This is a genomic window from Pontibacter rufus, from assembly GCF_015694705.1.
Lineage (GTDB): Bacteria > Bacteroidota > Bacteroidia > Cytophagales > Hymenobacteraceae > Pontibacter > Pontibacter rufus.
The window spans coordinates 782,082-807,059 of the sequence record NZ_JADQDR010000001.1 but is presented as its reverse complement, the minus strand read 5'-3'; the positions used below and the strand labels follow the sequence as shown (position 1 = coordinate 807,059).

Here is a 24,978-nt window from a genome sequence, read left to right as displayed (position 1 = left end):
TTATCTTTTTAGATCGCATAGGAACGTAGAATCCTATAAAGGTTCATCTGAGGAATTGCGGCAAGAGATGCTTGCCGACACCTCTATTGTTGAAGCATATGATGAAGACGGAGAACTGATATTTACAAAAAGAGACACGGTGAGCGAGTCTATAAAATTGGTGAACAGTCCATTAAATGGAGATATTTTTTACAAGCTTGCTAAAGGTAAGGACGGAATTTTCAGGAAAAAGGAGGTCTTCAAGTATACCTATAGGAAAGAGGACTTTTCGATCAGTTTTAGCAATGATACGACATCATTATCAGCTCCTTTCGTGGCAACAATTTATTTAAATCCAATTAAAGGTGAGAGTACTTTTGTGAGTATTGAAAACGAAAAGTCGTATGTCATTGAGCGGGAAGAAGGGAAGTATGGAGTGAAATACATTTATAGAGCATCAGCTCCTAAACATGGAGTGAACACTTTTAAAGGAGAGGTATTGCTGCATGAGGACATATACCCGATACAGTTCAGGTACTTTGTAAAATAGAAAAGCTTTGGCTGATAGCCTCGCACAGGGTAAACATGAGCGCGTTAGACGAAACAAATAAGTATATCTGAAAAGCAATAAATTCGCGGGTTCAGGACATAACCTGATGGTATAGGCCATGATGCTCAAGCGAATGCGCGTCTGTACATTAACCGAAACCCTTAAACAGAAATCAAAGTATACGCCTGCTGATTACCGGCGAGCCGCCAACTATAGATTCTTTTCTGCAGCCTTGATAACGAAAGCCTTATACTTGCCCCTGAATCAGGTAAAAGAAATGCCTGCCTTGTGCGGGCTTATACTTGTACTGGTATCTTATTTGCTTCCTTTTATACTTTGGGCACCGGCCTTTTCGTAATTTATCCAAATCCATACACTCTTAAATGCATACACCCCATATTTATCTTGCCCTGCTCTTATCGGCCGTGCTTCCGGCGCAGGCACATTCCGGCAACGGCATAAAAGCAGCCGGCTGGCCTGTAACCGCAGGCACGACGATTACGCCGCCGGCTTACCCCTTCAACCCGGGACCTTATGCATCGTGGGCCAGGTATGATTTTGTGCCCGGCGATAGCGTGCTGTTTGAAGACAACCTGATTGGCGAAGACAAAGGCGAGTTTCCGGCGCACTGGCACTCGGCCGGCGGAACGGTAGAAGTAGCCCCCTACGGAAGCGAAAACGTGCTGGAACTGGTGGACAATGGTACAAGCATCAGCCCCATGATGGCCACCGAAAACTGGCTCCCCGAAACGTCTACCATAGAGATGGACTTGTTCTTTGCGACTGATAACCCGAAAGTGGCCTACGAGATTTACCTGACAGATGACGCAGGCAAGAATGAAAAGGCAGTGAACGGCGACTTTTCGGAGCCCCTGGTGATACAAGCCAACAGTGTTCATTTCAAAAAAGAAGGCACCGAATCGGCAGAGCTGGCAGCTGCCGGTGTAAAAGAAAAGTGGCGGCACCTAGCCATTGCGCTTAACAAAGGTCACCTGCAAGTATACCTCGACCAGTATTGCCTCCTCGACATGCCGCAGGTAAAAGGAAAACCAAGCGGCCTGAAAATACAGGTAAAGAACCGCACTGACGCCGAAACAATGGTGAAGCAGGTATTTATAGCCAGCGGCGGCGGAAACCACCTGGATGATGAGCTCGCAACATCGGGTAAAGTTGTAACCCAGGGTATTAAGTTTATCCCGAACTATGCCAATGTACTTCCTGCCTCGATGGGTACCCTGAACGCAATTGTAAAGCTGATGCAGGAACAACCCAATCTGAAATTCAGTATCGAGAGCCACACCGACAGCAACGGCGACAACAGGTTTAACATGACCCTGAGCCAGAAGCGGGCAGAAGCCACAAAAGCTTTACTTGTAAACCTGGGCATTGCGCCGGAGCGTCTGTCGGCCAGAGGCTGGGGCGAGACAAAACCACTAAACACCAGCAACGCTTCCCAAGCACAGCCAAACAACAGGCGAACAGAGTTTGTAAGACAGTAACTTTATTTTTAAGTTATCAAGCAGCAAAAGGGCCGGATTATTCCGGCCCTTTTGCTGTGTTATACCTGTGGTAACTAAGTTCCATCTTTAGTAATTTAGAATAATTTTAAATAAGCCTTGACAGTTTAAAGGGGAGCCACTACTTTTGTCTGAATAGAATCAGTCTAAATAAAAATAAAACATGCAAAAGTCTTTACTCCTCCTTTTCCTCTTTGGGTTTACGGTCGCGGCGCAGGCGCAAAGCCAGGCCGGGCTGATACACGGGACGGTGAAAAACGAAAAAGGTGCGCCTGTAGAAATGGTTACCGTAGCCCTGGAAGGCGCTACGCTTGGCGACAATACCAACGAACAAGGGTACTTCCGGATAGAAAACGTACAGCCCGGCACCTATACCTTACGCGTGGGCGGCGTCGGCTACAATGCCATCAAAAAGCCACTTACGGTGGCAGCAGGCCAGGCGCTGACGCTGGACCTGACCATCCAGACAAACGAAAGGGCCCTGCGCGAAGTAATTGTGTCGGCGAGCCGCACCGTGGAAACCCTGGATGAAACGCCGGCTTCGGTATATGTTCTGGACTCCCGCACGCTGCAGATCCAGTCGCAGATCAGTACCAACATCTCCAACATCCTTGCTAACGCGGTGCCGGGGCTGGGCCTTAACAGCAACTCTACCAGCAACGTGGGCCAGACGCTCCGGGGCCGGAATGTGCTGGTGATGATAGACGGCATTCCGCAGTCTACGCCTTTGCGCGCCGGCAGCCGCGACGTGCGCACCATCGACCCCGCCGCCATTGAGCGCGTGGAAGTGGTAAAAGGCGCTACCGCCGTGTATGGCAACGGTGCCGACGGCGGCCTCATCAATTACATCACCAAAAAAGCCGACACCAGCAAACCGTTTAGCGCTGCTACCTCGGTGAGTGGCACCGGCATGCTGTTCCACGCCGATGATACCTTTGGCGGACGTGTTTCGCAGCAGTTTACGGGCAAACTAAAGCACTTCGATTATGTAGCCACCGGCACCTACGAGAAAAACGGTGTGTTTAAAGATGGCGAAGGCCAGGTGATCTCGCCGGTGTATGGCCTCGGCGAAACCAGGCTGTATAACGGCTTCGCCAAAGTAGGCTACAATGTTAACACCCACCACCGGGTAGAGGCCATGTACAACTACTTCAGCAGCCGCCAGCAGTCGGATTACGTGTTGCAGGAAGGTACCTATGCCGAGGAGCCCAGCATTGGGGTAAAAGGCGAGCAGCAGGGCATCAGCGAGGGTACGCGCTACAACCACAACGCCCAGCTGCGCTATACCGGCAAAGACCTGTTTCTGCACACCGATGTGGACCTGAGTGCTTACCTGCAGAATTTCTATACCGTGTATGGCTGGACGTCTTACTTCGAGAACGGCGGCCAGTCTACCATCGAATCAAACAAAAAAGGACTGCGCCTGAGCCTGAACACGCCGGTTGACCTGGGTAAAGCCAAACTCAGTATTTTGTACGGGGTGGATTACCTGAACGACGTTACCTCGCAGCCGCTGGTTGACGGGCGCACCTGGGTACCCGAAATGGACCTGCAAAACCTGGCACCCTACGCGCAGTTGCAGCTTAACCTCTACCAGGATTTCATCTTTAAAGCAGGTTACCGCTACGACAATGTGCGGATCGACATTCCTGATTTTCAACAGCTGGTGCTGGCCTCCGGCGCAGGCGGCGAGTACGTGCGCGGCGGCACCCTGAAGTTTGATGCCAACACTTTTAACGTAGGCTTCCGCTATGCCGGCATCCGGCAGTTTAAGCCATTTGTGAGCTATTCGCAGGGGTTTTCGATGATTGATGTTGGCCGGTATGTGCGCGGCGCTACCGAAAACTACATTGCGCAGATGGACCTGGACCCCGTGATTGTGAACAACTATGAGGCAGGCTTTAACAGCAGCATCGGCAAATTTAATTTTAGCGGTGCCTACTTTATCAGCACCTCCAAGCTTGGCGCTAACCTGAAAGCCAACGAAGACGGGGTATACGCCATTGCGCGGGCTCCGGAATATGTGGAAGGCTTTGAAGTCGTGGCCGATTTCTTTGCCTCCGATAAACTGACCCTCGGCGCAAGTGCCGCTTACAGCGAAGGCAAAGCAGACGTAAACGACAACGATGATTTTAACGATGATGCAGATACTTACCTGAACGGTACCCGCATTCCACCGCTGAAAATAACCTCGTACCTAAACGTAAAACCCACCGAAAAACTGAACCTGAACCTGCAGTGGCTGTACTCCGGTGCCCGCGACCATTTTGAGCGCAACGCCAAAGGAGCCTATAGTTCCGGCGAAGGTCCGGTGGAGGCTTTCAGTATTTTTAACCTGGCTGCCGCTTACCAGGCCACCGAAAAACTAAGTATAAACCTGGGCGTGGAGAACCTGCTGGACCAGGCCTACTACCTGCCGCAGGCCTACTGGTATGGCCGCAACGATTACTTTACCCGCGCCAACGGTGCACGCTTCCAGGTGGGGGCTTCTTATAACTGGTAATGCGGAAACGAACAAAATATACCTTTGCCCTGCACCACTGGCTGGGGCTGGTGGCCGGAATCCTTATCCTAGTCAGCAGCCTCAGCGGCGTGGTGCTTGTTTTTGATGATGACATAGATGCCGCCCTTTTTGCCGACAAAGCCACACTTGCCGAGCCGGCCCAACACCTGCGTATAGATGCCTCGGTGGCGCGCATCCGGCAGCAAAACCCCGGCTGGGACATCCGGGTGCCCAGCCTGCCGGAGTCGGCTGACCAGGCGCTGCGCTACGAGCTGCGGCAGGGCCTGCACAAGAAATGGATTTTTGTGCATCCTGAAACCGGGGCCGAACTGGCCACCATAAATCAGGCGCACCACCGCCTCACGCAGCTGCTCCTGGATATACATTATACCTACCTGGCAGGCCTGCCCGGTAAATTCGTGGTGCTGCTTGTGGGGCTGTCGCTTTTTATACTTACCGTTACGGGTTTTATGCTTTACCGCCGCTCCATTTGGCAAGTGCTGCTGTTCCGGCAGAAGTTTTCTTTTAAAAGCCGACGGGGCCTGTTCTCGGGCCTGCACCGCACGGTAGGCGTGTGGGCGCTGCTCTTTAACCTGCTGATGAGTACCTCCGGGCTGGTGCTGGCCTATACCGTGCTGGAGAGCGCCCTGAAAGGCAGCCCCAAAACGATAACGGTTCCGCCCATCACTGCTTCTGTAGATGCTGCTTTGCAACAAGTGCGCCGGCAGTACCCGGGCTTTGAGGTGACGTACCTGCGTTTTCCGGTAAATGCCGCCGGGCAGCTGCAACTGAAAGGCCGCTTCCGCTCCGACCCTGTTTACTATGGCGCTATCTACAGCAGCGTGGCCGTGAACTATAAAACCGGAGCGGTAGAGAAAACCAGCTTTTTACGGGAGCAGCCCCTGCTTAGCCGCTTACCGCTGGTGCTGCAGGCCCTCCACTTTGGCGACTATGCCGGTTATTTCGTTAAGTTCCTGTACAGCTTTTTTGGGTTGATGCCCGGTATCCTTTCCATCTCCGGCTTTCTGCTCTGGAAGTATAAACAAGCGGCGCAGCTTACTACCAAAGCCAGAAAAGTATCAGCCTGAAAATAGTTCGCGGCTTTTTCAAATAAGTAGCTGTACAAAAGCGGTTTAAAGTATAAGCAGATGCTGTCATTCTGAAGGAATCTTGCCTACAGGCGTCAGTAAGGCTTATGAAGCGGATATAAAGCCCGCTGACAAGATACCCCGTAACAAGTGAGGCATTTATACTTGCAGGAGGACAAAATAAGTTAAGCTTCATTCTGCACAGATACTTACAGGAAATCACCCTGCAACTTGACTATCAAGCCAGCCCAATACTCCTATCAGGCAATACTTGGGTTACGGCACGCATTTGTGCAATATATAGCAGGAGAATTTCAGCAGCGGAAGAATACCCTGGGTCAGCAAAGTAGTTGTACAGCTGCAAACTTTGCCAACGTATACAAAACCTCCGCCTTAACGCCATTATCCAGCCAGAATATAAATCGTTGTTTCTATAGAAACATTATAACTGCGTTACGTTATATAGGAAATATATTTAATGAATCCACTGTCTATGAAAATACCTTACCTGCCATTAACACCTGTGCTTGTCATCCTGCTTTTCGCCATCTCCTCAGGGTGTGCCCGGAAAGATTTTTTTGCCGCAACTCCGGTTTCGGATCCGGCTGTGCGGCAGAAACTGGAGGCAAATCCTGCCGGCATAGATAGTGTGGTGGTGCAGGCGGGCAAACATTATGATCGGAGCAGTTTCCATAACCTGTTTTGGGGAGAACACTACCGCCCCGTCTGGAATGCTCCCGTTGAAGTGGCGGTATTTGACATGGACACGACCAAGGGCGGTTTGAAATTCGAAAAACTGGGCGGAGGCTTTCAGACCACCAGCATGACATTAACAGACGAAAAGGGCCGGCAATATGCCCTGCGCACGCTCGACAAAGATCCTTCTGCGGTGCTCCCTCCGTTCCTGCGCAGAACTTTTGCGCTGAATATATTGCGCGACCAGACCTCAGCCGGTAACCCTTATGGCGCTTTAGTAGTAGCTCCGCTGGCTGCAGCAGCAGGTATTCCGCACACCATGCCCGAACTGGTTTATGTGCGGCCCCACGACAGCGATTTTGGCAAGTATGAAGCGCAGTTCAGCGACAGGCTGTTTCTGCTGGAAAACAAGTATGACAGCGAAAAGGACATAACGCCCGACCTGGGAAATGCCAGGGATATTGATGGCTCGGGAACCGTACTGCACGACCGCTTTGACAGCGATGATGTGCATATTGACCAGCGGGCTTTCGCCAAAGCCCGCCTGTTCGATATGCTCATCGGCGACTGGGACCGGCATGAGGGGCAGTGGGAATGGGCACAGTATAAGAAAGACGGCGAAACCACTTACCGCCCCATACCCAAAGATCGGGACAATGCCTTCTTCCGGTTTCAGGATGGGCTGGTGCCCTGGCTTTTCAGCCGCAATTGGGGTATTCGTAAATTCGAGTCCTTCCGGGATGATTTTACCGACGTAAAGGCACTCACCATAAACGCTGAGTTTATTGATCGGCGCGCTTTGTCGGAACTGACGCGGCAGCAGTTCGATTCGCTGGCGCAGGTACTGCAAAGCAGCCTTACCGACACACTGATAACGCAGGCCGTACACCACTTTCCTGACACAGTATTCGAGCTGATAGGCCCGGAGATTATTGACAAGCTGAAGAACCGCCGCGATCAGCTACCCAAAGCTGCTGACGAATTTTATGAGATTCTGGCAGAAGAACCGCTGGTGGTTGGCACCGATCAGGAAGAACGCTTCGTAGTGGAGCGCCTGAACAACGACGACACAGAAGTAACCGTGTACCGGAAATCTGATGATACCATTGCCTACCATCGTATTTTCCACCGCTCCGAAACCAGCCTTCTCTCCCTGTACGGCCTGGCCGGTGACGATGAATTTGAGATAAACGGAAAAGTAGACAAAGGCATCAAAATAAAAATTGTAGGCGGCCGGGGCGAGGACGAAATAAAAGATGCGTCGGATGTAAGAGGCTGGGGCAAAAAAACTTGGGTATACGACACGAAAGGCGGTACCGAGTTGGAGGCCGGCCCCACTACCAAAGACAAGCGTAGCAACGACATACGCGTGAATGCCTTTGACCGGGAAGGCTTTTAAGTGAAAGCAAGTAAAAGAACACAGGTATCAGGACAATAAACACAAGAGTATTTTATATAGCGGTACTTGGAAGTCAGCAATTTATACCTGAAAAACATATGGCTTATTTTGCCCACTTAGTAAGCAGGTTCCGAAACAAATTAAGCTGTAACATTATGAACATCAGAAGCAGCTTTATACTTATACTGTTCCTTGCAGGTATGCTGTCGGGCTGCAGCGAGCGCTTCAGGCATTCTGTACAACAGGTGCCGGCCCCGCCTACAATTGCCACCTCACCTGATTACACAGACAGTACCATTACGATTGCTGCAGGCGCTCATTACGACCGCAGCCCGCTGCACACTTTCTTCTACGGCAAACACTACCGTCCTGCCTGGATTACGCCGGTACAGGTAAAAGTACTGGATATAGGCACTGCCAGAGGAGGCCTCACACCCCTGGAACTGGGTGGCAGCCGCCAGACCATCAGCCTGCGGCTGGAGAATCCTGCAGGTACAGAATACGTCCTGCGCTCCATTGATAAAGAACCTGCCAGCATCTTGCCTGAAAAATGGCAGAACAGCTATATCGCCAACATTATCCGGGATGCCAACACGGCCACACATCCGTATGGAGCTTTTGTGATACCGGCAATGGCAGCGGCGGTTGGCGTATACCATACCAAGCCGGAACTGGTGTATGTGCCACATGATCCACGTCTGGGCAAGTATATGGCAGCCATAGGTGGTACCATGGCCTTGCTGGAGCGCCGCCCTACGGGTAACCAGACAGATAATCCGCAGATGGGAAATGCACCGGATGTAAAAAGCACCCGTTCGGCGCTGGAAGAACGCCTCGCCGACAACGACTCCCGCTTCGATGCCCGTTTTTACCTGCGTGCCCGCCTCCTGGATATGCTTTTGGGGGACTGGAGCCGCCATGAAGACAACTGGCGCTGGGCAGAGTTCAGAAATCAGGATAAAGGCTATACGTACCGTGCTATTCCGCGCGACCGCGACAATGCTTTCTATAAGATCAAAGACGGGCCTGTTCCGTGGCTCTTTTTGCAGCTTGGTTTCAAACCGCAATACCAGACATTCCAGCGCAAAATTACCCGCGAAAACCTGGAGGGGCTTAACAGCAGCGGCCGCAACCTCGACGAACTGATACTGGCAGCCCTAAGCCGGCAGGACTGGATAGAAATAGCCGACAGCGTAAAAAATCAGCTAACGGATGCTGTCATCGAAAATGCTTTTAAGGCTATGCCTGACACTGTTTACGAACTCTCCGCCGCCCCTATGATTGCTAAGCTTAAGTCGCGCCGCGACCAGTTGGTGCAAATAGCACTCACATATTACAGCATGCTGGCCCCGCAGATAAACATTACAGGCTCAGACGAACATGAACGTTTTCAGATAGAAGTACTTTCGCCGGAACAGGTGCACGTACTTGAATACAGGATTGAGAACGACGGTAATGATGCGTTGCTGTTGCTGGACCGAACCTTCAGCAAAACGGAAACAGATGAGCTGAACCTGTACGGTTTAGGGGGAGATGATGAATTTATAGTTAAAGGCCGGCTCACATCTGCAATCGGCATCAACATTTGGGGAGGCGCCGGCGAGGACATCTACCGGGTGCAGGAAAATGGCAGTAAGCTGGGCAAGCGCATCCGCATAACCGATTCCAGATACAGTAATACCTTCCGTGTCGGAGCTTATACGTCTGTTGTAATTGATGATGAACTGCCTGCCAAAAAGTTTGATGCTGCCGGCTGGATACTGCGCTACTACCTGGACTGAGCCTGAGCTGATCAGAAAATAAATAGCTACCTGCAAAGCGAAAAGCCCCTTCTCCGGTAGCAAAGAAGAGGCTTTCGCATCTTTATAAGCGCAATTACTGCTTGTTTACAACGGTCGCGCTCGCCTGCGCCGCAGGAAGTATAAGCACCTCGGCCCAGTTTACGTGCGCAGGGCGCGATACGATAAAACCAATCAGTTCGGCAATATCCTGTGCCTGCAGGGGCTGAAACCCTTCGTATACTGAGGCCGCACGATCTTTATCGCCTTTAAAGCGCACTTCCGAAAATTCGGTTTCCACCATGCCGGGGTTCACTTCCGATACTTTGATACCCTCCTTCACCAGGTCCAGGCGCATGGCTTGAGATAGGGCATCCACTGCGTGCTTGGAGGCGCAGTATACGTTGCCGTTGGGGTATACTTCTTTCCCTGCAATAGAACCGATATTGATGATGTGGCCTTTTTTATGCGCCAGCATCAGGGGCAGCACAGCCTTGCTCACATATAACAGTCCTTTTACATTGATATCAATCATCGCATCCCAGTCGTCGAGGGAACCGTTCTGTATCGTAGACAGGCCATGTGCGTTACCGGCATTATTTACCAGCACCTCTACCTGCCGCCACGCAGCAGGCAGCGAATTTATGGCTTGTTGCACGGCCTCATTGTCGCGCACATCAAAGGCCAGGGTATAAACCGGCACGTTTGTTATTTGCTTTTTCAGCTCCTCCAGCCGCTCAGTACGGCGGCCTGTGGCAATAATGTGGTATCCTTGCCTGGCCAGCTCCAGCGCAGTAGCGTGCCCTATACCGGAAGTAGCGCCGGTTACGAGTGCAATTTTTGTCATCTATTCAAAAAATAAAATCAAGGAGACATTATTGGTAGAGAGCCGTTCGATGCTTCTGCTGTACACCTGCAATTCTTCATCAACAGGCTGGTGCACGTTCAGCAGGCCGTGCGAAAAACGCAGCTCGGGCGCAAATTTAAAGTATGGGTAAAAAATATCTAGGCCTACGCCATACTCTATTGCCAGGTCATACTTCGTTATCCGCAGCTGTTCTGTATCGGGATCCTCGGGATTGTTCTTGCCGCTTCCCAGATCTATGCCGGGCTTCAGGCCGCCTACAAAGTACATCCTGAAATTGCCGCGGCGCTTCGCTTTATACTTAAGCAGGAAAGGCAGCTCCACCACCGTTGAGCTGATATGCTGCACATCATCATTTGATTCGGAGCCGGGGCTTGTGAATACGATGGAACGATTGTAAAAGCCCACGCCCGGCACAAAGCGGGCATCAAGGTACTCGGCCAGACGCACGTTCAGCACCAGGCCGGTATATAACCCGAAATCCGTTTTAGTATTGGCTACCAGGTAATTACCGCCTGAGGTATCGGCTTGTGCCAGTAAGTCGGCGTACAACTGCGAGTGCTGCAGGGTAAAGCGGGTGGCGGGCAGGGCCAGGTAAAAACCATAATGCACGGGCTTGTCGTCGTAGCCGGGCTTGTTCTCCCCTTTAATCTTTTTCTGGGCCTGCGCCACCGGATTTGCCCCGAAGAGCAACAGCGCCAGCAGCCCGATAAACGTTATTTTTTGCCTGTGTAAATAGAACTGATGCCGAATGTGAGAGAATGCCATCGTATGTTTTTAAATCCAACTTCCTGAAAAATGTTTATAAAATCCTGCCCGTCCGGAAATGCCTGCACCGACTCGGGCAGGTAGGTATAAGCAGCATTGTCCTTTGAAACGATCTTACCTACCACTGGTAGTATGTTCTTAAAATAAAATTGATAAAGTTGCTTCATCGGGAAGCTGCGGGGCTTCGAAAACTCCAGCACCACAGCCATGCCGCCCGGCTTCAGCACGCGGTTCATCTCGGCCAGGCCTTTGGCCAAGTGCTCGAAGTTACGCACACCAAAAGCCACCGTAATCGCATCAAACGAATTGTCAGCAAAAGGCAGGTTTTCGGAGTCGCCATACTTGAGCTCTATCTTATGGCTAAGGCCGCGTTTGGCCAGCTTCTCCCGTCCTACGGCCAGCATGCCTTCCGAGATGTCGACACCTACAATTTTTTCGGGATTCAGGCGCAGTGTTTCAATGGCAAAGTCGGCGGTGCCGGTGGCAATATCCAGCACCAGCTTTGGCTGCTCCGCTTTTAGCAGGCTTACCGCTTTTTTCCGCCAGATAATATCGATGCCGGCGCTTAAAAAGTGATTCAGGAAGTCATACTTGCCGGCAATGTTGTTAAACATTGTGGCTACCTGCTGCTTTTTGTTCTCGTCCTGGTCTTTGTATGGTACTACCGCCATGGGCTGTTTATCGGATAAAATTCAGGCAAAAATACAGTTCCTATAACTATATTCCGCGCTTAATGTTCCGAAATATAAAAAACCAGGCACATACGTCTGCCTGGTCTCTATACTGCTACACCTGCTGCCGCGACCTTGGGCTGTTCTTCGTCACCTTCCGGGGTTACTTTGCCCTGCGGCCCGGCACATCATCTGCATCCGGCAAAGCGGAGCTCTCAGCCTGCGAGAACTCCTGCTCTTTTGCAGCAGCGCTTTGGGTATAGCTAACCTTGTAAATATCTTTCCCACCGAAGCACCCCATGCGGTCAGACGACAGATAAGCATAACTTCCATCCGGCGCCAGGCGGTAGTGGGTGTCATCGCCGGGTGTATTTATTAGTGCGCCAAGATTTACGGGGTGTGTCCAGTTTCCGGACACAGCATCATACTTAGCTGAAAAAATGTCGTAGCCGCCCATGGTGTTGTGCCCGCGCGAAGCAAAATACAAGGTGCCATCAGCAGCCAGAGAAGGGCTGTCCTCGTCATAAGGCGTGTTGATAGTATAATCCAGCCGCTCAGGAGTTTGCCAGCCGTCGCCGTTTGCCTTGCGGTGTGCTACATAGATATCCAGGTCTCCGTTGCCGGCGTAATGGTTGGTTGAGAAGAAAAGCGTTTGCCCGTCCGGCGTGATAAAGGCATCTGATTCAACATCTTCTGAATTGATATTGCTGCCGATACTCTCCGGGGCAGACCAGGTGCCATCCGGCAGGCGCTCCGCTATCATAATGTCGCCATTATTTTCGGCGCGGTACAGCAGCATCTTAGTATCTTTATCAAATAGCTGAATGGAGGCATCGTGTCCGGTGCTGTTCAGTTGCCCGCCCACCATATGGGGTACAGACCATTCATCCTGGCCGGTGCGCCTGGCTTCAAAAATATCCTCGTAAAACTCACCGTCAGGGGCTTCTTTGCCGCCTGTTACGTTTTTGCCACGCGAGGTAAACAGCAGGTAATTAAAGTCTGCTGAAATAACGGGGCTGTGTTCCGAGTAAGCTGTATTGATGGTTCTGCCCAGGTTTGCCACGAGTACGTTTCTGGGGTTTGCTATTTCGTTTTTGGCGTTCTGCGCTTGCTGAATCAGCTGCGCCACCTCCATGCGGCGTTCCTGGTCGCGCTTTTTAAGCGTTTTCCGGTACTTCTCAAACTGCCTGATAGCGCTGTCGAAGCGATAGTTGAGATGGTCTGCGCGGCCCAGCCAGTACACCAAATCTTTGTCGATATTCGGCTTTAGTTCCTGCACCCGGTACAGGTAATCACAGGCTTTCTCTTTGTCGAAAGTCATGTAGCTGATGCCGGCATAATAAAGCGCCCGTGCATTATCAGGATCTGCCGCCAGCACCTGCTCATAAAGAGGAACAGCGTCGCGGTAATTTCCTTCGTCGAGAAGCCTGTTTCCGGCCTGCATCTGTTTTCTGATGTCCTGGGCAGATACCGGAGCCGCTAAAAAGCATAATATCAGCAGCAGCAAAGAAACTCCTGCACCCCGTTTGGCTGAATTGTTCATGTATAAATGGCTGGTTCTAAATTTCTAAATGAATAGTGGAAAGTGTATAAAAATTATATGCTAAGCCATATTCCTGATAAACGCTTTTGGCTATACGCAAAGGATTAGAAAAAGTATATATAATTGTTTATACTTTTTCTCACTAGTTTCTCAAGCCTGTACTATCCAGGTATAAAGCTGCCCAAGCGGGGTGGGCAAGCAGTTTTCAGATAAAACAAGTATGGCTTGAGGTCTTGCTGCATGTATTTTCCCGCTCCTGTCCGCTACAGATGGGCCTGCAGTTAGCAAAAGCGGCGCATACTTCCTGTTTGGCAAAATAATTGGTAACTTTGCGGGGCCAGTAACTGCCTCACCGCAAATGCAGGGGCGCTTACAGCAAAAGTATACTTCTGCATTATTGGTTACTGCTGAGAACTTTATGCGCGGCATCAACAGAAGCCAGATAAGATGATAATAAAAGAAGCAAAATTTTTAATGAGCAACACCAAGGTAGCCTTGTGCCCTGCCCCAACCAAGCCCGAGTACGCTTTTATCGGCCGCTCTAATGTGGGTAAATCGTCGCTCATTAACATGCTGACAGAGCAGAAAGGACTGGCTAAGACCTCTTCCTCCCCCGGCAAAACGCAGCTTATCAACCATTTTCTCATCAACGATACTTGGTACCTGGTGGATTTGCCGGGCTACGGCTACGCCAAGGTCAGCAAAGACGCGCGCGACAGCTGGCGCCGGATGATAAATTATTACCTGCAGCACCGCGAAAACCTGACCTGTGTGTTTGTGCTGATAGATTCGCGACACGAGCCGATGCAGCAGGATTTGGATTTTCTGGAATACCTCGGAAAAACTGGCGTGCCTTTTGTTATTGTTTTTACCAAAGCAGATAAGCAGTCTGCCGCCAAAACTGACTCAACTATAGCCGCCTACAAGCGTAAACTGCTGGAAACCTGGGAAGAGCTGCCCCGCATTTTCCTGACCTCTGCTGTAAAAAGAGACGGCCGCGACGAAATACTTGCTTATATAGACGAGGTGAATGCACAAATGCAGCAACAGCCCGATGCAGGAGATTCCGGGAATAATTTTTAATCAATTGATAACAAACCTGTTAGCACACCAGCACATTACATTAAATCAGATTTTTATGAAAAACAGAATTTCGTTTTTATTCCTTCTATTTGTTTTTGCAGCATTCTCAGCATCGGCGCAAACAGCCGAAACCAAACCACAGGCAACACCCGAAAAAAAAGTCTGGGTGCCGGATAAAGTAATTCCGGTAGCCGAATTTTACGAAGGCGGCGTAGATTCCTTGTACAAAGACATCTACAAAGAACTGAAGTACCCGCCCCTGGCTAAGCGCAACCGCGTGCAGGGCGACGTTATCATCAGCTTTGTGCTAAATGAGGACGGTTCTACTTCCAGCTTTAAAGTGCTGCGTAACCCAGGCGGCGGCACAGGCGATGAAGCGCTTCGTGTAGTAAAGTTGCTTAAATTTAAAGCCCCGGGCTATGCCATGAATGCCACTATGCCCATTATGTTTAAACTATAACCTACCGTTTTAAGATTTCTTATGCCTATTGATTTAAAACAAGTTGCAGCCATTTCCGGCATGAGCGGCCTCTACCGCATTGTAAAGCCAACCCGCACGGGTGTTATCATCGAAAGCCTGGAGGAAACACCTAGGAGCTTAGTAGCCCAGGCACGACACCGCATGTCGTTGCTGGATGAAATTTCGATTTATACTACCGACGAAGAAGGCACCATAGCGCTGGCTGAGGTTTTTGACCGCCTCCACGACAAGTATGGCGACAGCCTGCCCGTAAGCGAAAAGCCGGACAACGACGAGCTGAAGCGCTTTATGGAAGAGGCTCTGCCGGAGTACGATGAAAGCCGCGTGTATGTATCGGACATGAAGAAACTGGTGAGCTGGTACGCTATTGTGAACCGGTTTGTAGGCTTTACCGAAGCCGAAAAAGCTGCTGCACCTGAGGCAAAGGAAACCGAAGAAGCAAAAAAAGCTGAATAAGCGAAAAGAAAGCCCTCTGATTTAGAGGGCTTTCTTTTTGCACAGGTATAAATCACTATTTCTATGTCTTATTCGCCGGCCATACTTAACAGCACTACCAGCCACCTGCAAAAAGTATTTGAGGTAGAGAACCTGCCTGCCTCCGACTTAGAGGCGCTATGCTTTAAACTGTCGCGCGTGGTGCTGCACCTGCTCCACACCGACCTGAACCGTTTGCTGCACCTGCTTTACCGCATCGATGTGGAAGAACAGCAGGTAAAACAAGCCATGGTGGCCGACGATGCCGAGATAATTGCCGAGCGCCTTGCCCGCCTGATTGTAAAAAGAGAACTGCAGAAAGCGCAACTCCGCCTCAGGTACAGTTAAAGCAGATTTACCTGGAAGCACCCAAAAACAAGTTAGGTGGAAAGTATAAAACCTGCAGCCCTTCTTATGTATAGTATAATACTTTAGCGCAGCATCTCCTTTGTCGCTGCCCCTACAGTTCTTTCCGCTGCTGCTTCCTCCCGCAGAAACTCCACTGCCTTATCCACCATCTCAGACGAGCCGATAATAAGCGGGCATCGCTGGTGCAGTTCTGCCGGCTCCATTTCCATAATACGATTGCAGCCATCAGTTGCCTTGCCGCCGGCCTGTTCTATGATAAAAGCAAGCGTGTTACACTCATACATCAGGCGCAGCTTGCCGTTAGGCGATTTGGTAGTGGACGGGTATATGTAAATACCACCTTTCAGCAGGTTGCGGTGAAAGTCTGCCACCAGCGAGCCAATGTAGCGTGCCGAATAGTTGTTGTCCTGGCAATAACGCAGGTACTTCCTGATTCCTTCCGAAAAGCTGTTGACATGGCCCTCGTTGCAGGAGTAAATGGTTCCGGCTTTAGGCGTGGTAATATCGGGGTGCGACAGGAAAAACTCGCCCAGGCTTGGCTCATACGTAAACCCGTTGACGCCATTGCCGGTGGTGTATACCATCATGGTAGAGGACCCATAAATAATATAGCCGGCTGCAATCTGCTTGGTGCCACTTTGAAGGCAGTCTTTTTCAGTGCCGTCGCTTCCTGCCTCGGAGGTTCTTCTGTAAACTGAGAAAATGGTGCCAATCGAAACATTTACATCAATGTTGGATGATCCGTCCAGCGGATCCATCGCCACAATATACTTGCCTCTTGTGTTGCCGGTCTGGATGATTTCATCTTCCTCCTCCGAAATGATAGTACAAACTTCGCCCCCGTTGCGCAATGCCCGGATAAACCGAATGTTGGCAATTACGTCCAGCTTCTGCTGTTCTTCACCCTGCACATTCTGCTGCCCATATGCGCCCGTTATACCAAGCAGCCCGGCGCGGTTTATCTCGCGGTTTACTATTTTACTTGCCAGGGCAATATCGCGCAGCAACTGCGAAAGCTCGCCTGTGGCATACGGAAAGTCTTCCTGTTTTCTCATAATAAACCTATCCAGCGTAGTGCCTACAGGTAGCGCAAGTTTATCATTCATAAAATCCGGGTTTTTGCTATGTACAAAAATATCATTTTCAGGTATAGTTCCGAATAAACTATACTTAATTTTACTGCACGTGTAAGTAAAAGAGCACAAGTATCATGACATTAGACACAAGACTACATTTTTTTTGCTTGTAGCTGATAATGAGCTTCTTGTATAGTTACTTATGAATACCTGACTATAAGTTCTTTAAGCATAAAGATTAATAACCAAAATAAAAGGCCTATGCTGTCCCTGTACTTGCTTACAGGCCTGCGCCAAAAGCCTTGCTGTGAGCATCTTATTCATTTACAACCAGATGAAAGTATTTAAATTCGGAGGCGCTTCTATAAAAAACCCGGAAGCATTTCAGAACCTGGCGGCCATAGTGCAGGAGCATGGCGGTACCAGCCGCCTGCTGATCGTGGTTTCTGCCATGGGCAAAACCACCGATGCCCTGGAGCAGGTATACAAACAGGCTTTTCAGGGGGAGGATTACCAGCAGGCTTTGCAACAAATCTGGCTTCATCACCAGCAGGTGTTGGCTGCGCTTTTCCCGGATGCTGCAAGCCCCGCGCATGAGCGCCTGGAGCAGCTTTATACGTCATTGCAACAGGCCCTGCAGGCTGTTAGTCCGTCTGTCAGTTACGACCAGCAGTATGATCAGGTGGTCAGTTATGGAGAGTTGTTTGCGTCTGTTCTGCTACACTGCTATTTGCAGCAGCAAAGCCTGCAAAATACCTGGATCGACAGCCGCAGGTACATCATGACCGACAATAGCTGGCGCGAGGCAAAAGTGGACTGGGCCCGGACGGAACGGCTGATTAAACGCAACCTGCCGCCCATACTGGCACAACAGTTGGTAGTAGCGCCGGGCTTCCTGGGCGGCACCGGCAAGGGGCTCACCACCACCCTTGGCCGCGATGGTTCCGACTTCAGCGCTGCCATTTTTGCTTATGGCCTGGAGGCGGCGGGCGTCTGGATCTGGAAAGATGTGGAAGGCCTGCTGAATGCCGACCCGAAATACTTTCCTGATACGGTGTGCTATCCAGAAATATCGTACCAGGAAACAGTGGAAATGGCTTATTATGGCGCCTCAGTCATTCATCCGAAAACTATAAAGCCGCTGGCTAATAAACTCATTCCGCTGTATGTCAAATCGTTTCTGAACCCTGCCGGCAAAGGCACCAAAATTTTTGACTGCCGCTTCGGGAAAATAGCGCCCGCTTATATTATCAAGGAAAACCAATGCCTCGTGTCGTTCAGCGTAAAAGATTTCACCTTTATTTCTGAAAAAAACCTAGGCACTATTTTTCATGCTTTGTCGGAACTGCGCATGAAAATCAACCTGATGCAAAACTCCGCCATTTCCTTTTCTATCTGCTCTGATTTCCACCAGGAGCGCCTGCATCGCCTCATCGAAATGTTACATGATCAGTTTGTAATACATTACAACACAAATTTGCACCTTTATACTATAAAGAATTATACTCCGGAGAGTTTACAACTTATAGTTAATGATAGAAAAATCCTGATGGAACAACGCACACGTACTACACTGCAGTTCGTTTGTCAATAAAGTTCAAAAATATTTTTTTTATTTTTTCAGAAAAATTTCACTATAAAGTTTTATATTTACAAAAATTAATATTTACTTTGCAGGCAAACCACCATCTGGCGGAATTAATATTTTACAAATTACCATGCAACCTGCCGAGAAAATTACAATCCGCTTTGTGCTTAAGCTTGCGCTTCTCTTTGTACTTCTGTTATCAGGCGTAATGCTGAAAGCTACCCATCAGATAAAGCCGGCCACCACCCTGTTACCTGCCAAAACCCTGCAGGTACCCGTCGCAGCTAAACCGCGCGCAGAACAGGAGCCTCCTATGAATTCTTTTCGCCTGATAAAACAGCAGGAACTCTCCTCCACGCTTTAATCTAAGCTCACTGCTACGAAGCAGGCTTTTTGTGGCTTGTCTAAAAACTGTAACTTGAGGCATCATCAACCGGAGCCTTATGCATACTACAGAATTTATACTTGTTACCCCGCAGGCACAGCCACACGTGGCTCACATCCAACTGAACCGCCCTAAAGAACTGAATGCCCTGAACCTGCAGCTGATGGGCGAACTGCGTGATGCCCTGAAAATACTGGATGAGGACGACGCAGTGCGTGTCATTGTCATTTCCGGCAATGAGCGTGCTTTTGCTGCCGGCGCCGACATCAAGCAAATGGCTGGCAAAACTGCTATCGACATGCTCCACATTGACCAGTTTTCGACCTGGGATCAGATCCGCAAAACCAAAAAGCCGCTGATTGCCGCTGTATCCGGCTTTGCGCTGGGTGGCGGCTGTGAGCTGGCCATGACCTGCGACATGATTGTAGCCTCTGAAACGGCCGTATTCGGGCAGCCGGAAATAAAAATAGGCGTGATGCCGGGCGCAGGCGGCACGCAGCGCCTGACCAGAGCCATTGGCAAGGCCAAAGCCATGGAAATGGTGCTGACCGGCAAGTTTATGACTGCTACGGAAGCTGAAAAGCACGGCCTCATCAACCGCATTGTACCTGTAGAGCTATACCTGGACGAAGCCTTTAAGCTGGCTGCTGAAATCGCGGAAATGTCGCCGGTAGCGGCCAGGCTAGCCAAAGAAGCCGTGAACCGTGCTTTTGAAACACACCTGGACGAAGGTTTATACTTTGAGCGCAAGAACTTTTACCTCTGCTTCGCCTCCGAAGACCAGACCGAAGGCATGAACGCCTTTGTAGAAAAGCGCAAACCGGCATTTAAAGGGAAGTAATTTGAGTTAGAGAGTTATGGGGTTAGAGAGTTAGAAAGTTAAAGTATAGATGCTGTCGCAGGTTTAGCGCAGCATAACTTATGGACCGTTCATGGCAGAAGTCTTTAACTTCTTTGCAAAAGTAAGGATAGGAATGGTCTATACTTTACCTGAAGCAGATTAAAGTATAGTTCTGAAGAAGTACACTTTTCTGCCGCTGCAGAAAGCTAGTTGAAAACTGGCATAATCAATCACAAGCTCCCTGCACTAAACCTGCAACAGCAATCCTTTCTTACTTTTTAACGCATAACTTTTAACTCTTAACTATACTCCCTATCTTTGTAAAAATTATTACTTAGGAATTTTTCTTATTTAGAAAGACAGCATGCAGTTAGTAAACCGCTCAGACTTACGGGAGCGCCTGGTGGCAAGCAACCTGAAAGCAACGCACCAGCGCATTGTGGTATTTGAGGCACTTACCGAATTGCACGGCCATCATCCCACCGCCGAGGAAGTATACCAGCGGCTCAAACCGGCTAACCCGAGTATCTCGCTGGGCACCGTTTACAAAACGCTTGATACCTTTGTGGACACCGGCCTGATTTTCCGGGTGCTATCCGAAGAAAGCGGCAAGCGCTACGATGCCAATGCCATGGCGCACAGCCATATTTACTGCAGCAACACCAAAGAGATAATCGATTTTGAGGATGCGGAGTTGGACCGGCTCCTCACGGAATTTTTCCAAAAGCGCAACATGAGTAACTTTGAAATAAAAGGCTTTTCGGTGCAGCTAACGGGCAATAAAGTGGAACCTGATAAAAAAATCAGCGTTTCCAGGGTATCCAAATAAGAGATTACGAGTATAAAGACATCAGACACAAGATTGGTAAATTATAAAATCCCACCTGTCGAAACCTCCTTCGCATGTACGGCAATTCAGCTTATACCAATAATCTTGTGCCCATATTTTAACAGATTTTAAACTTAAAAATTAATAGAAAATGGCAGTATTAGTAGGAAAAAAAGCTCCTTCATTTAAAGCAACAGCAGTAGTAGACGGAGAGTTTGTAGAAGACTTCTCGCTGGAGCAATATATTGGTAAAAAACATGTAGTATTCTTTTTCTGGCCCATGGACTTTACGTTTGTGTGCCCCACAGAAATCATCGCTTTCCAGGACAGAATGGAGGATTTCGAACGCAAGAATGTAGCTGTGGTAGGTTGCTCTACCGACACGCATTTCTCGCATTTTGCGTGGCTGAACACACCGCAGAACCAGGGCGGTATCGAAGGCGTAACGTATCCGCTGGTAGCCGACGCTGCTAAAACCATCTCGACCAACTACGATGTGCTGGCAGGCCACTACGAGTACAACGACGAAGGCGAAATGACTTTTGTGGGCGAGCCGGTTGCATACCGTGGCCTGTTCCTGATCGATAAAGAAGGCGTGGTACGCCACCAGGTTGTAAACGACCTGCCGCTTGGCCGCTCTATCGACGAGGCCCTGCGCATGGTAGATGCCCTGCAGTATTTTGAGGAAAAAGGCGAAGTATGCCCGGCCAACTGGTCTGAAGGCGAAGAAGCCCTCGAAGCTAGTTTCGAAGGTGTATCTAACTACCTGGCCGGCAGATCCAACTAAGCCTGGCTTATTAGCTGATTAAAATAAGAAACGCCCCTGCATTTGCAGGGGCGTTTCTTATTTTATACCTGGTTCTGTTTTCTCCTTGGCTAATCCATTCAAAGGCGAGGCATTCGTTTCATTTAGCTTAACGCCAACTTCATCTTGCCTGGATGCTGCTTATTAACAGCTCAGTTATTATCACTTCGTCCGTTATATACAATGCTGGTAATAAGTCTCTAGTTCCTGTCATCTTCCCAAATCAAGGTTTGCTCAACCTGCCCATTAAAATCCGGACATCTTCCGTCTCCTGCTCCGGTAATGCCTCCATCCGGGGCACAAACTACATTGCAGTTGCTGTCATACAGGTAATTAAACTGGTCGCAACAGTCAGAAGTGATGTAGTAATAAATCTTGTTGTCCACTTTCCATTGCCAGACTTTTGCAGGCGGGTTTCTAACATCTTCCTGCTTTATTTCTCTGATTTGCTGCTCTATGCAATTCGGGACGTTAACTTCCAGCTCCAATTTCTCACAAGAACTCAGAGGGACTGTCAACATTATAAGTATCGGAAAGAACCTTGCTAATACTGCCATATTCTTGCTTTTCAGATTTTTGTAAATAACCGGAGATTCTGCGGTAGCGTAGTTATCGTGAAACTTGTATTTGGCTTGCGTTATTATTCCAGTTTAGCAATACTTGCTTCCACTTCATCGACAAAGGGTCGTAAATAAGCCGGGACGTGGTCTTCCATTTTATCAATAAGGTAAAATTTACGCTGCCCGTTTTTCCTTACTTCTATATAAATCCCTCCCCAATCGCCCGCATCAGGTTGGCCAATAACAGTGCTGTTTTCTTCTAAAAGTCTTGCCGGAAGATGATTCACTAAATCCTTAACTTGCTCATACTTTGCGTCACTTTGTAAAATGTAATTACCTTCATAAGCTGTGTTGCTACCTGGGTAGGAATCATTGGTATCTTCAAAAAGATGATTGTTCTCTATTTTAAACATCTAGATACATGTTTCACCTACGCATTCACCATAGAAGTGTCCGAACACTAAATAATCCCGGGTGGTTGATGAAACATCATCTTTCTTACAGGCAAGCAAGCCTAAAAGGCAAAACCCAAAACAGATTAATTCTTTCATGATTTTTCCGGCGTTTACTTTAAGATACATAAAAGCTCATGATGGTTGCATTACCTGCTGTTGTTATTACCATTAACCATGTTATAGCCATGCATGAACATATAAATCTGCCGGATTTTACAGATTAGCGCATCTCTGTTAGTAGTTATCTGTAAAACTCAGATTATATAAGTATAACCGTCAGCTAGCAAACTATATTTCAGCCCAAAACTTCTCCTCCATTCTCCAGGGCGAATACCTTATATTTGCAGTGCAGACTTTGCAGGAGCTAAGCACGCTGCAAGGTCTTGTACAATACATCTGCCATAACCAAGTATAAAATTTGAAGCTACTTTACGACATCGGGCTGAGAGCTTTCGCGGCGGGGCTGGCCCTGGCAGCTCCTTTTAACCCCAAAGCCAGGCTGATGCGGCAGGGGCGGGCGCACCAGTTCCAAAAGCTGCAGCAGGCCATGCAGGGCAACCAGGCGCCGGTGGTTTGGTTTCATTGTGCCTCCCTGGGAGAGTTCGAGCAGGGACGGCCGGTGATAGAGGCTTTCCGGGAGGCTTTCCCCAAGTATAAAATCCTGCTCACTTTCTTCTCGCCTTCCGGGTATGAGGTGCGCAAAAACTATAGCGGTGCCGATTACGTCCTGTACCTGCCTCTCGATAGTGCCTCAAATGCAAAAAAATTCCTGGATCTGGTACAGCCCAGGCTGGCCGTGTTCGTCAAGTATGAATTCTGGCATTATTACCTGCAGGACCTGCGCCGGCGCCATATTCCGGTACTTTCCGTGTCGGCTATCTTTCTCCCTGATCAGGTTTTCTTTAAGCCTTATGGCGAATTTAATCGTGCCATGCTTCGTACCTTCACCCACATCTATACCCAAAACGAATCCTCGCTGAGGCTGCTGCAAAGTATAGGTGTAACCAAGGCCAGTATAGCCGGCGACACGCGTTTCGACAGGGTGTTGCAAACGGCGGCTTCTGTTAAAACCATACCTCTGGTAGAGGCATTTACAGCAGGACAGCCGGTGTTTATAGCAGGCAGCACCTGGCCCGCCGACATAGAAATGTTGCTGCCGCTGTTGGAGAAGTATAAGCAAAGTATAAAGTTTATACTTGCTCCGCACGAGGTGCACGCGGCAGGAATAACGACTATAATGCAAAAAGCGGGCAAAGGAGCAGTGCGTTTTTCAGAAGCTACTGAGGCAGATGCCGCCGGATATGAGGTGCTCGTTATCGATAACATCGGTATGCTTTCTTCGCTTTACAGCTATGGCACTTATGCCTACATCGGCGGTGCGTTTGGCAAGGGTTTGCACAACACGCTGGAGGCTGCCGTGTTTGGATTGCCGCTCTTTTTCGGGCCTGCGTATGCTAAATTTCAGGAGGCGAAAGATCTGGTGGCCCTGGGCTGCGCCTTTCCGGTAAATGGCAGCACTGCGCTGTTGCAGGCTTTTGAGCGGGTGCACCATACGCCGGGGCTGCGACAAAGTATAGCTGACCAGGAGAAACAATACGTACAACAGCAGGCAGGCGCCACTGCCAGCATTATGGCCGACATACAGCGCCTGCTTAACCAGCATACATGAAAGGAACTGTCATCAAATCTACAGGTTCGTGGTACCTTGTCCGCGACGAGGCCGGGCAACTGCACCGGGCCCGCCTGCGCGGCAAGTTTAAGCTGAAGGACATGAAGGTGAGCAACCCGCTGGCTGTAGGCGACCGCGTGGCATTTGACGTGGAAGACACCGAAGCGGCAACGGCCGTTATCCATCACATCGAAGACCGCGAAAACTACATCATCCGGCAGAGCACACACAAAACAGCCTACTCGCATATCATAGCCGCCAACCTCGATCAGGCCCTGCTGCTGGTAACGCTGGTATCACCGCGCACCTCGTTTGGCTTTATCGACCGTTTTCTGGTCACCGCCGAGGCTTACCAGATCCCGACCGTCCTCATCTTCAACAAAACTGATTTGTATGATGAAGAAGTGCAGGATTACCAGCGTCAGATAAGCCTCCTGTATGAGCAGATTGGCTACAGTAGCCTGGCAACATCAGCCCAGGCCAACGAAGGCATAGAGGCGCTGAAGGCGCTGCTGCAGGGCAAAACGTCGCTGCTCTCCGGCCATTCCGGTGTAGGCAAATCCACACTCATCAACCTGCTGGTGCCCGACCTGGAACTGAAGACTTCCGAGATTTCCGATTTCTCAGATAAAGGTGTACATACCACCACTTTTGCCGAAATGTTTGAAGTGGACCCGGATACGTTTATCATTGATACGCCCGGCATTAAGGAGCTGGGTATTGTAGACATTCCGGCAACCGAACTGAGCCATTATTTCCCGGAGATGCGTACCCGCCTGAACCAGTGCCGCTTCAACAACTGCACCCACTTCAACGAGCCCGGCTGCGCCGTAATAGAGGCCGTGCGCCATAACGAAATTGCCCTTTCCCGCTACGAAAGTTACCTGAGCATGCTGCACGGCGGCGATAACCGTAAATAGTTTCTATCAAAAGCGTATAATTGCTGTCTGTGCCTGTATTCCGTTTTAAAGATTCCCGAACGCAATACATCCCCCGCCGTTACACT

General features: G+C 49.6%; 25 protein-coding genes. 18 read left to right on the top strand and 7 right to left on the bottom strand.

What is annotated here, in order from left to right; translation table 11 throughout:
* Positions 1–67: 67 nt before the first annotated feature.
* The 7 genes from I2I11_RS03610 to I2I11_RS03580 all read left to right on the top strand — a co-directional run bounded on the left by I2I11_RS03610 (position 68) and on the right by I2I11_RS03580 (position 9,513).
* Positions 68–529: a hypothetical protein gene (locus tag I2I11_RS03610; RefSeq protein WP_196266270.1), complete on the top strand. Its 462-nt coding sequence runs from the start codon at positions 68–70 to the stop codon at positions 527–529.
* Positions 530–647: 118 nt separating this feature from the next.
* A complete protein-coding gene (locus tag I2I11_RS03605) occupies positions 648–887 on the top strand; it encodes a hypothetical protein (protein ID WP_196266269.1) in 240 nt (79 codons plus the stop codon).
* A 25-nt stretch (positions 888–912) separates the two neighbouring features.
* A complete protein-coding gene (locus tag I2I11_RS03600) occupies positions 913–2,028 on the top strand; it encodes an OmpA family protein (protein ID WP_196266268.1) in 1,116 nt (371 codons plus the stop codon).
* Positions 2,029–2,209: 181 nt separating this feature from the next.
* A complete protein-coding gene (locus I2I11_RS03595; protein WP_196266267.1) occupies positions 2,210–4,549 on the top strand; it encodes a TonB-dependent receptor in 2,340 nt (779 codons plus the stop codon).
* On the top strand, positions 4,549–5,637 hold the full coding sequence (locus I2I11_RS03590; protein WP_196266266.1) for a PepSY-associated TM helix domain-containing protein: 1,089 nt from the start codon (positions 4,549–4,551) through the stop codon (positions 5,635–5,637). The genes I2I11_RS03595 and I2I11_RS03590 overlap by 1 nt, the downstream gene beginning before the upstream one ends.
* Positions 5,638–6,130: 493 nt before the next feature.
* Positions 6,131–7,732 (top strand): hypothetical protein, encoded by a 1,602-nt coding sequence (locus tag I2I11_RS03585; RefSeq protein ID WP_196266265.1) that lies wholly within the window; start codon positions 6,131–6,133, stop codon positions 7,730–7,732.
* A gap of 155 nt (positions 7,733–7,887) precedes the next feature.
* Complete coding sequence (locus I2I11_RS03580) at positions 7,888–9,513, top strand: hypothetical protein (protein WP_196266264.1); 1,626 nt, start codon at positions 7,888–7,890, stop codon at positions 9,511–9,513.
* 94 nt (positions 9,514–9,607) lie between these two features.
* On the opposite strand, the gene I2I11_RS03575 is transcribed toward I2I11_RS03580, so the two are convergent.
* The 4 genes from I2I11_RS03575 to I2I11_RS03560 form a co-directional block, all read right to left on the bottom strand.
* Positions 9,608–10,357: an SDR family NAD(P)-dependent oxidoreductase gene (locus I2I11_RS03575; RefSeq protein WP_196266263.1), complete on the bottom strand. Its 750-nt coding sequence runs from the start codon at positions 10,355–10,357 to the stop codon at positions 9,608–9,610.
* Positions 10,358–11,143 (bottom strand): type IX secretion/gliding motility protein PorT/SprT, encoded by a 786-nt coding sequence (gene porT / locus I2I11_RS03570; protein ID WP_196266262.1) that lies wholly within the window; start codon positions 11,141–11,143, stop codon positions 10,358–10,360.
* A complete protein-coding gene (gene ubiE, locus I2I11_RS03565; protein ID WP_196266261.1) occupies positions 11,092–11,814 on the bottom strand; it encodes a bifunctional demethylmenaquinone methyltransferase/2-methoxy-6-polyprenyl-1,4-benzoquinol methylase UbiE in 723 nt (240 codons plus the stop codon). Before ubiE ends, porT begins: the two co-directional genes overlap by 52 nt.
* A gap of 163 nt (positions 11,815–11,977) precedes the next feature.
* Positions 11,978–13,357 carry a tetratricopeptide repeat protein gene (locus tag I2I11_RS03560; RefSeq protein WP_196266260.1) on the bottom strand — a complete coding sequence of 460 codons (1,380 nt, stop codon included), beginning with the start codon at positions 13,355–13,357 and terminating at the stop codon, positions 11,978–11,980.
* Between the two features lie 447 nt (positions 13,358–13,804).
* Here I2I11_RS03560 and yihA point away from each other — a divergent pair, with 447 nt between their 5' ends.
* From yihA to I2I11_RS03540, 4 genes are all read left to right on the top strand, one after another.
* Entirely contained in the window at positions 13,805–14,440 is a 636-nt protein-coding gene (yihA, locus tag I2I11_RS03555) for a ribosome biogenesis GTP-binding protein YihA/YsxC (RefSeq protein WP_196266259.1), read from the top strand.
* A gap of 55 nt (positions 14,441–14,495) precedes the next feature.
* Positions 14,496–14,900: an energy transducer TonB gene (locus I2I11_RS03550; RefSeq protein ID WP_196266258.1), complete on the top strand. Its 405-nt coding sequence runs from the start codon at positions 14,496–14,498 to the stop codon at positions 14,898–14,900.
* 21 nt (positions 14,901–14,921) lie between these two features.
* Complete coding sequence (locus I2I11_RS03545) at positions 14,922–15,377, top strand: DUF5606 family protein (RefSeq protein WP_196266257.1); 456 nt, start codon at positions 14,922–14,924, stop codon at positions 15,375–15,377.
* 63 nt (positions 15,378–15,440) lie between these two features.
* Entirely contained in the window at positions 15,441–15,743 is a 303-nt protein-coding gene (locus tag I2I11_RS03540; protein ID WP_196266256.1) for a hypothetical protein, read from the top strand.
* An 83-nt stretch (positions 15,744–15,826) separates the two neighbouring features.
* Here the strand turns inward: I2I11_RS03540 and fbp are convergent, their stop codons facing one another.
* The gene (fbp, locus tag I2I11_RS03535; protein ID WP_196266255.1) at positions 15,827–16,870 is read right to left on the bottom strand and encodes a class 1 fructose-bisphosphatase; all 1,044 of its coding nucleotides are present in this window, start codon (positions 16,868–16,870) and stop codon (positions 15,827–15,829) included.
* A 304-nt stretch (positions 16,871–17,174) separates the two neighbouring features.
* Here fbp and I2I11_RS03530 point away from each other — a divergent pair, with 304 nt between their 5' ends.
* From I2I11_RS03530 to I2I11_RS03510, 5 genes are all read left to right on the top strand, one after another.
* Complete coding sequence (locus I2I11_RS03530) at positions 17,175–18,434, top strand: aspartate kinase (RefSeq protein ID WP_196266254.1); 1,260 nt, start codon at positions 17,175–17,177, stop codon at positions 18,432–18,434.
* 202 nt (positions 18,435–18,636) lie between these two features.
* Positions 18,637–18,792 (top strand): hypothetical protein, encoded by a 156-nt coding sequence (locus I2I11_RS03525; protein WP_196266253.1) that lies wholly within the window; start codon positions 18,637–18,639, stop codon positions 18,790–18,792.
* Between the two features lie 79 nt (positions 18,793–18,871).
* The gene (locus I2I11_RS03520; RefSeq protein WP_196266252.1) at positions 18,872–19,654 is read left to right on the top strand and encodes an enoyl-CoA hydratase-related protein; all 783 of its coding nucleotides are present in this window, start codon (positions 18,872–18,874) and stop codon (positions 19,652–19,654) included.
* 364 nt (positions 19,655–20,018) lie between these two features.
* A complete protein-coding gene (locus tag I2I11_RS03515) occupies positions 20,019–20,483 on the top strand; it encodes a Fur family transcriptional regulator (RefSeq protein ID WP_196266251.1) in 465 nt (154 codons plus the stop codon).
* A 151-nt stretch (positions 20,484–20,634) separates the two neighbouring features.
* Positions 20,635–21,270, top strand: a complete 636-nt coding sequence (locus I2I11_RS03510) for a peroxiredoxin (protein WP_196266250.1) — start codon at positions 20,635–20,637, stop codon at positions 21,268–21,270.
* Between the two features lie 218 nt (positions 21,271–21,488).
* Here the strand turns inward: I2I11_RS03510 and I2I11_RS03505 are convergent, their stop codons facing one another.
* Positions 21,489–21,809 (bottom strand): DUF6970 domain-containing protein, encoded by a 321-nt coding sequence (locus I2I11_RS03505; protein WP_230679862.1) that lies wholly within the window; start codon positions 21,807–21,809, stop codon positions 21,489–21,491.
* 119 nt (positions 21,810–21,928) lie between these two features.
* A complete protein-coding gene (locus I2I11_RS03500; RefSeq protein WP_196266249.1) occupies positions 21,929–22,261 on the bottom strand; it encodes a hypothetical protein in 333 nt (110 codons plus the stop codon).
* A 460-nt stretch (positions 22,262–22,721) separates the two neighbouring features.
* On the opposite strand from I2I11_RS03500, the gene I2I11_RS03495 reads away from it, so the two are divergent.
* Positions 22,722–23,972 (top strand): 3-deoxy-D-manno-octulosonic acid transferase, encoded by a 1,251-nt coding sequence (locus I2I11_RS03495; protein ID WP_196266248.1) that lies wholly within the window; start codon positions 22,722–22,724, stop codon positions 23,970–23,972.
* A complete protein-coding gene (rsgA, locus tag I2I11_RS03490) occupies positions 23,969–24,892 on the top strand; it encodes a ribosome small subunit-dependent GTPase A (protein ID WP_196266247.1) in 924 nt (307 codons plus the stop codon). Before I2I11_RS03495 ends, rsgA begins: the two co-directional genes overlap by 4 nt.
* Positions 24,893–24,978: the final 86 nt, after the last annotated feature.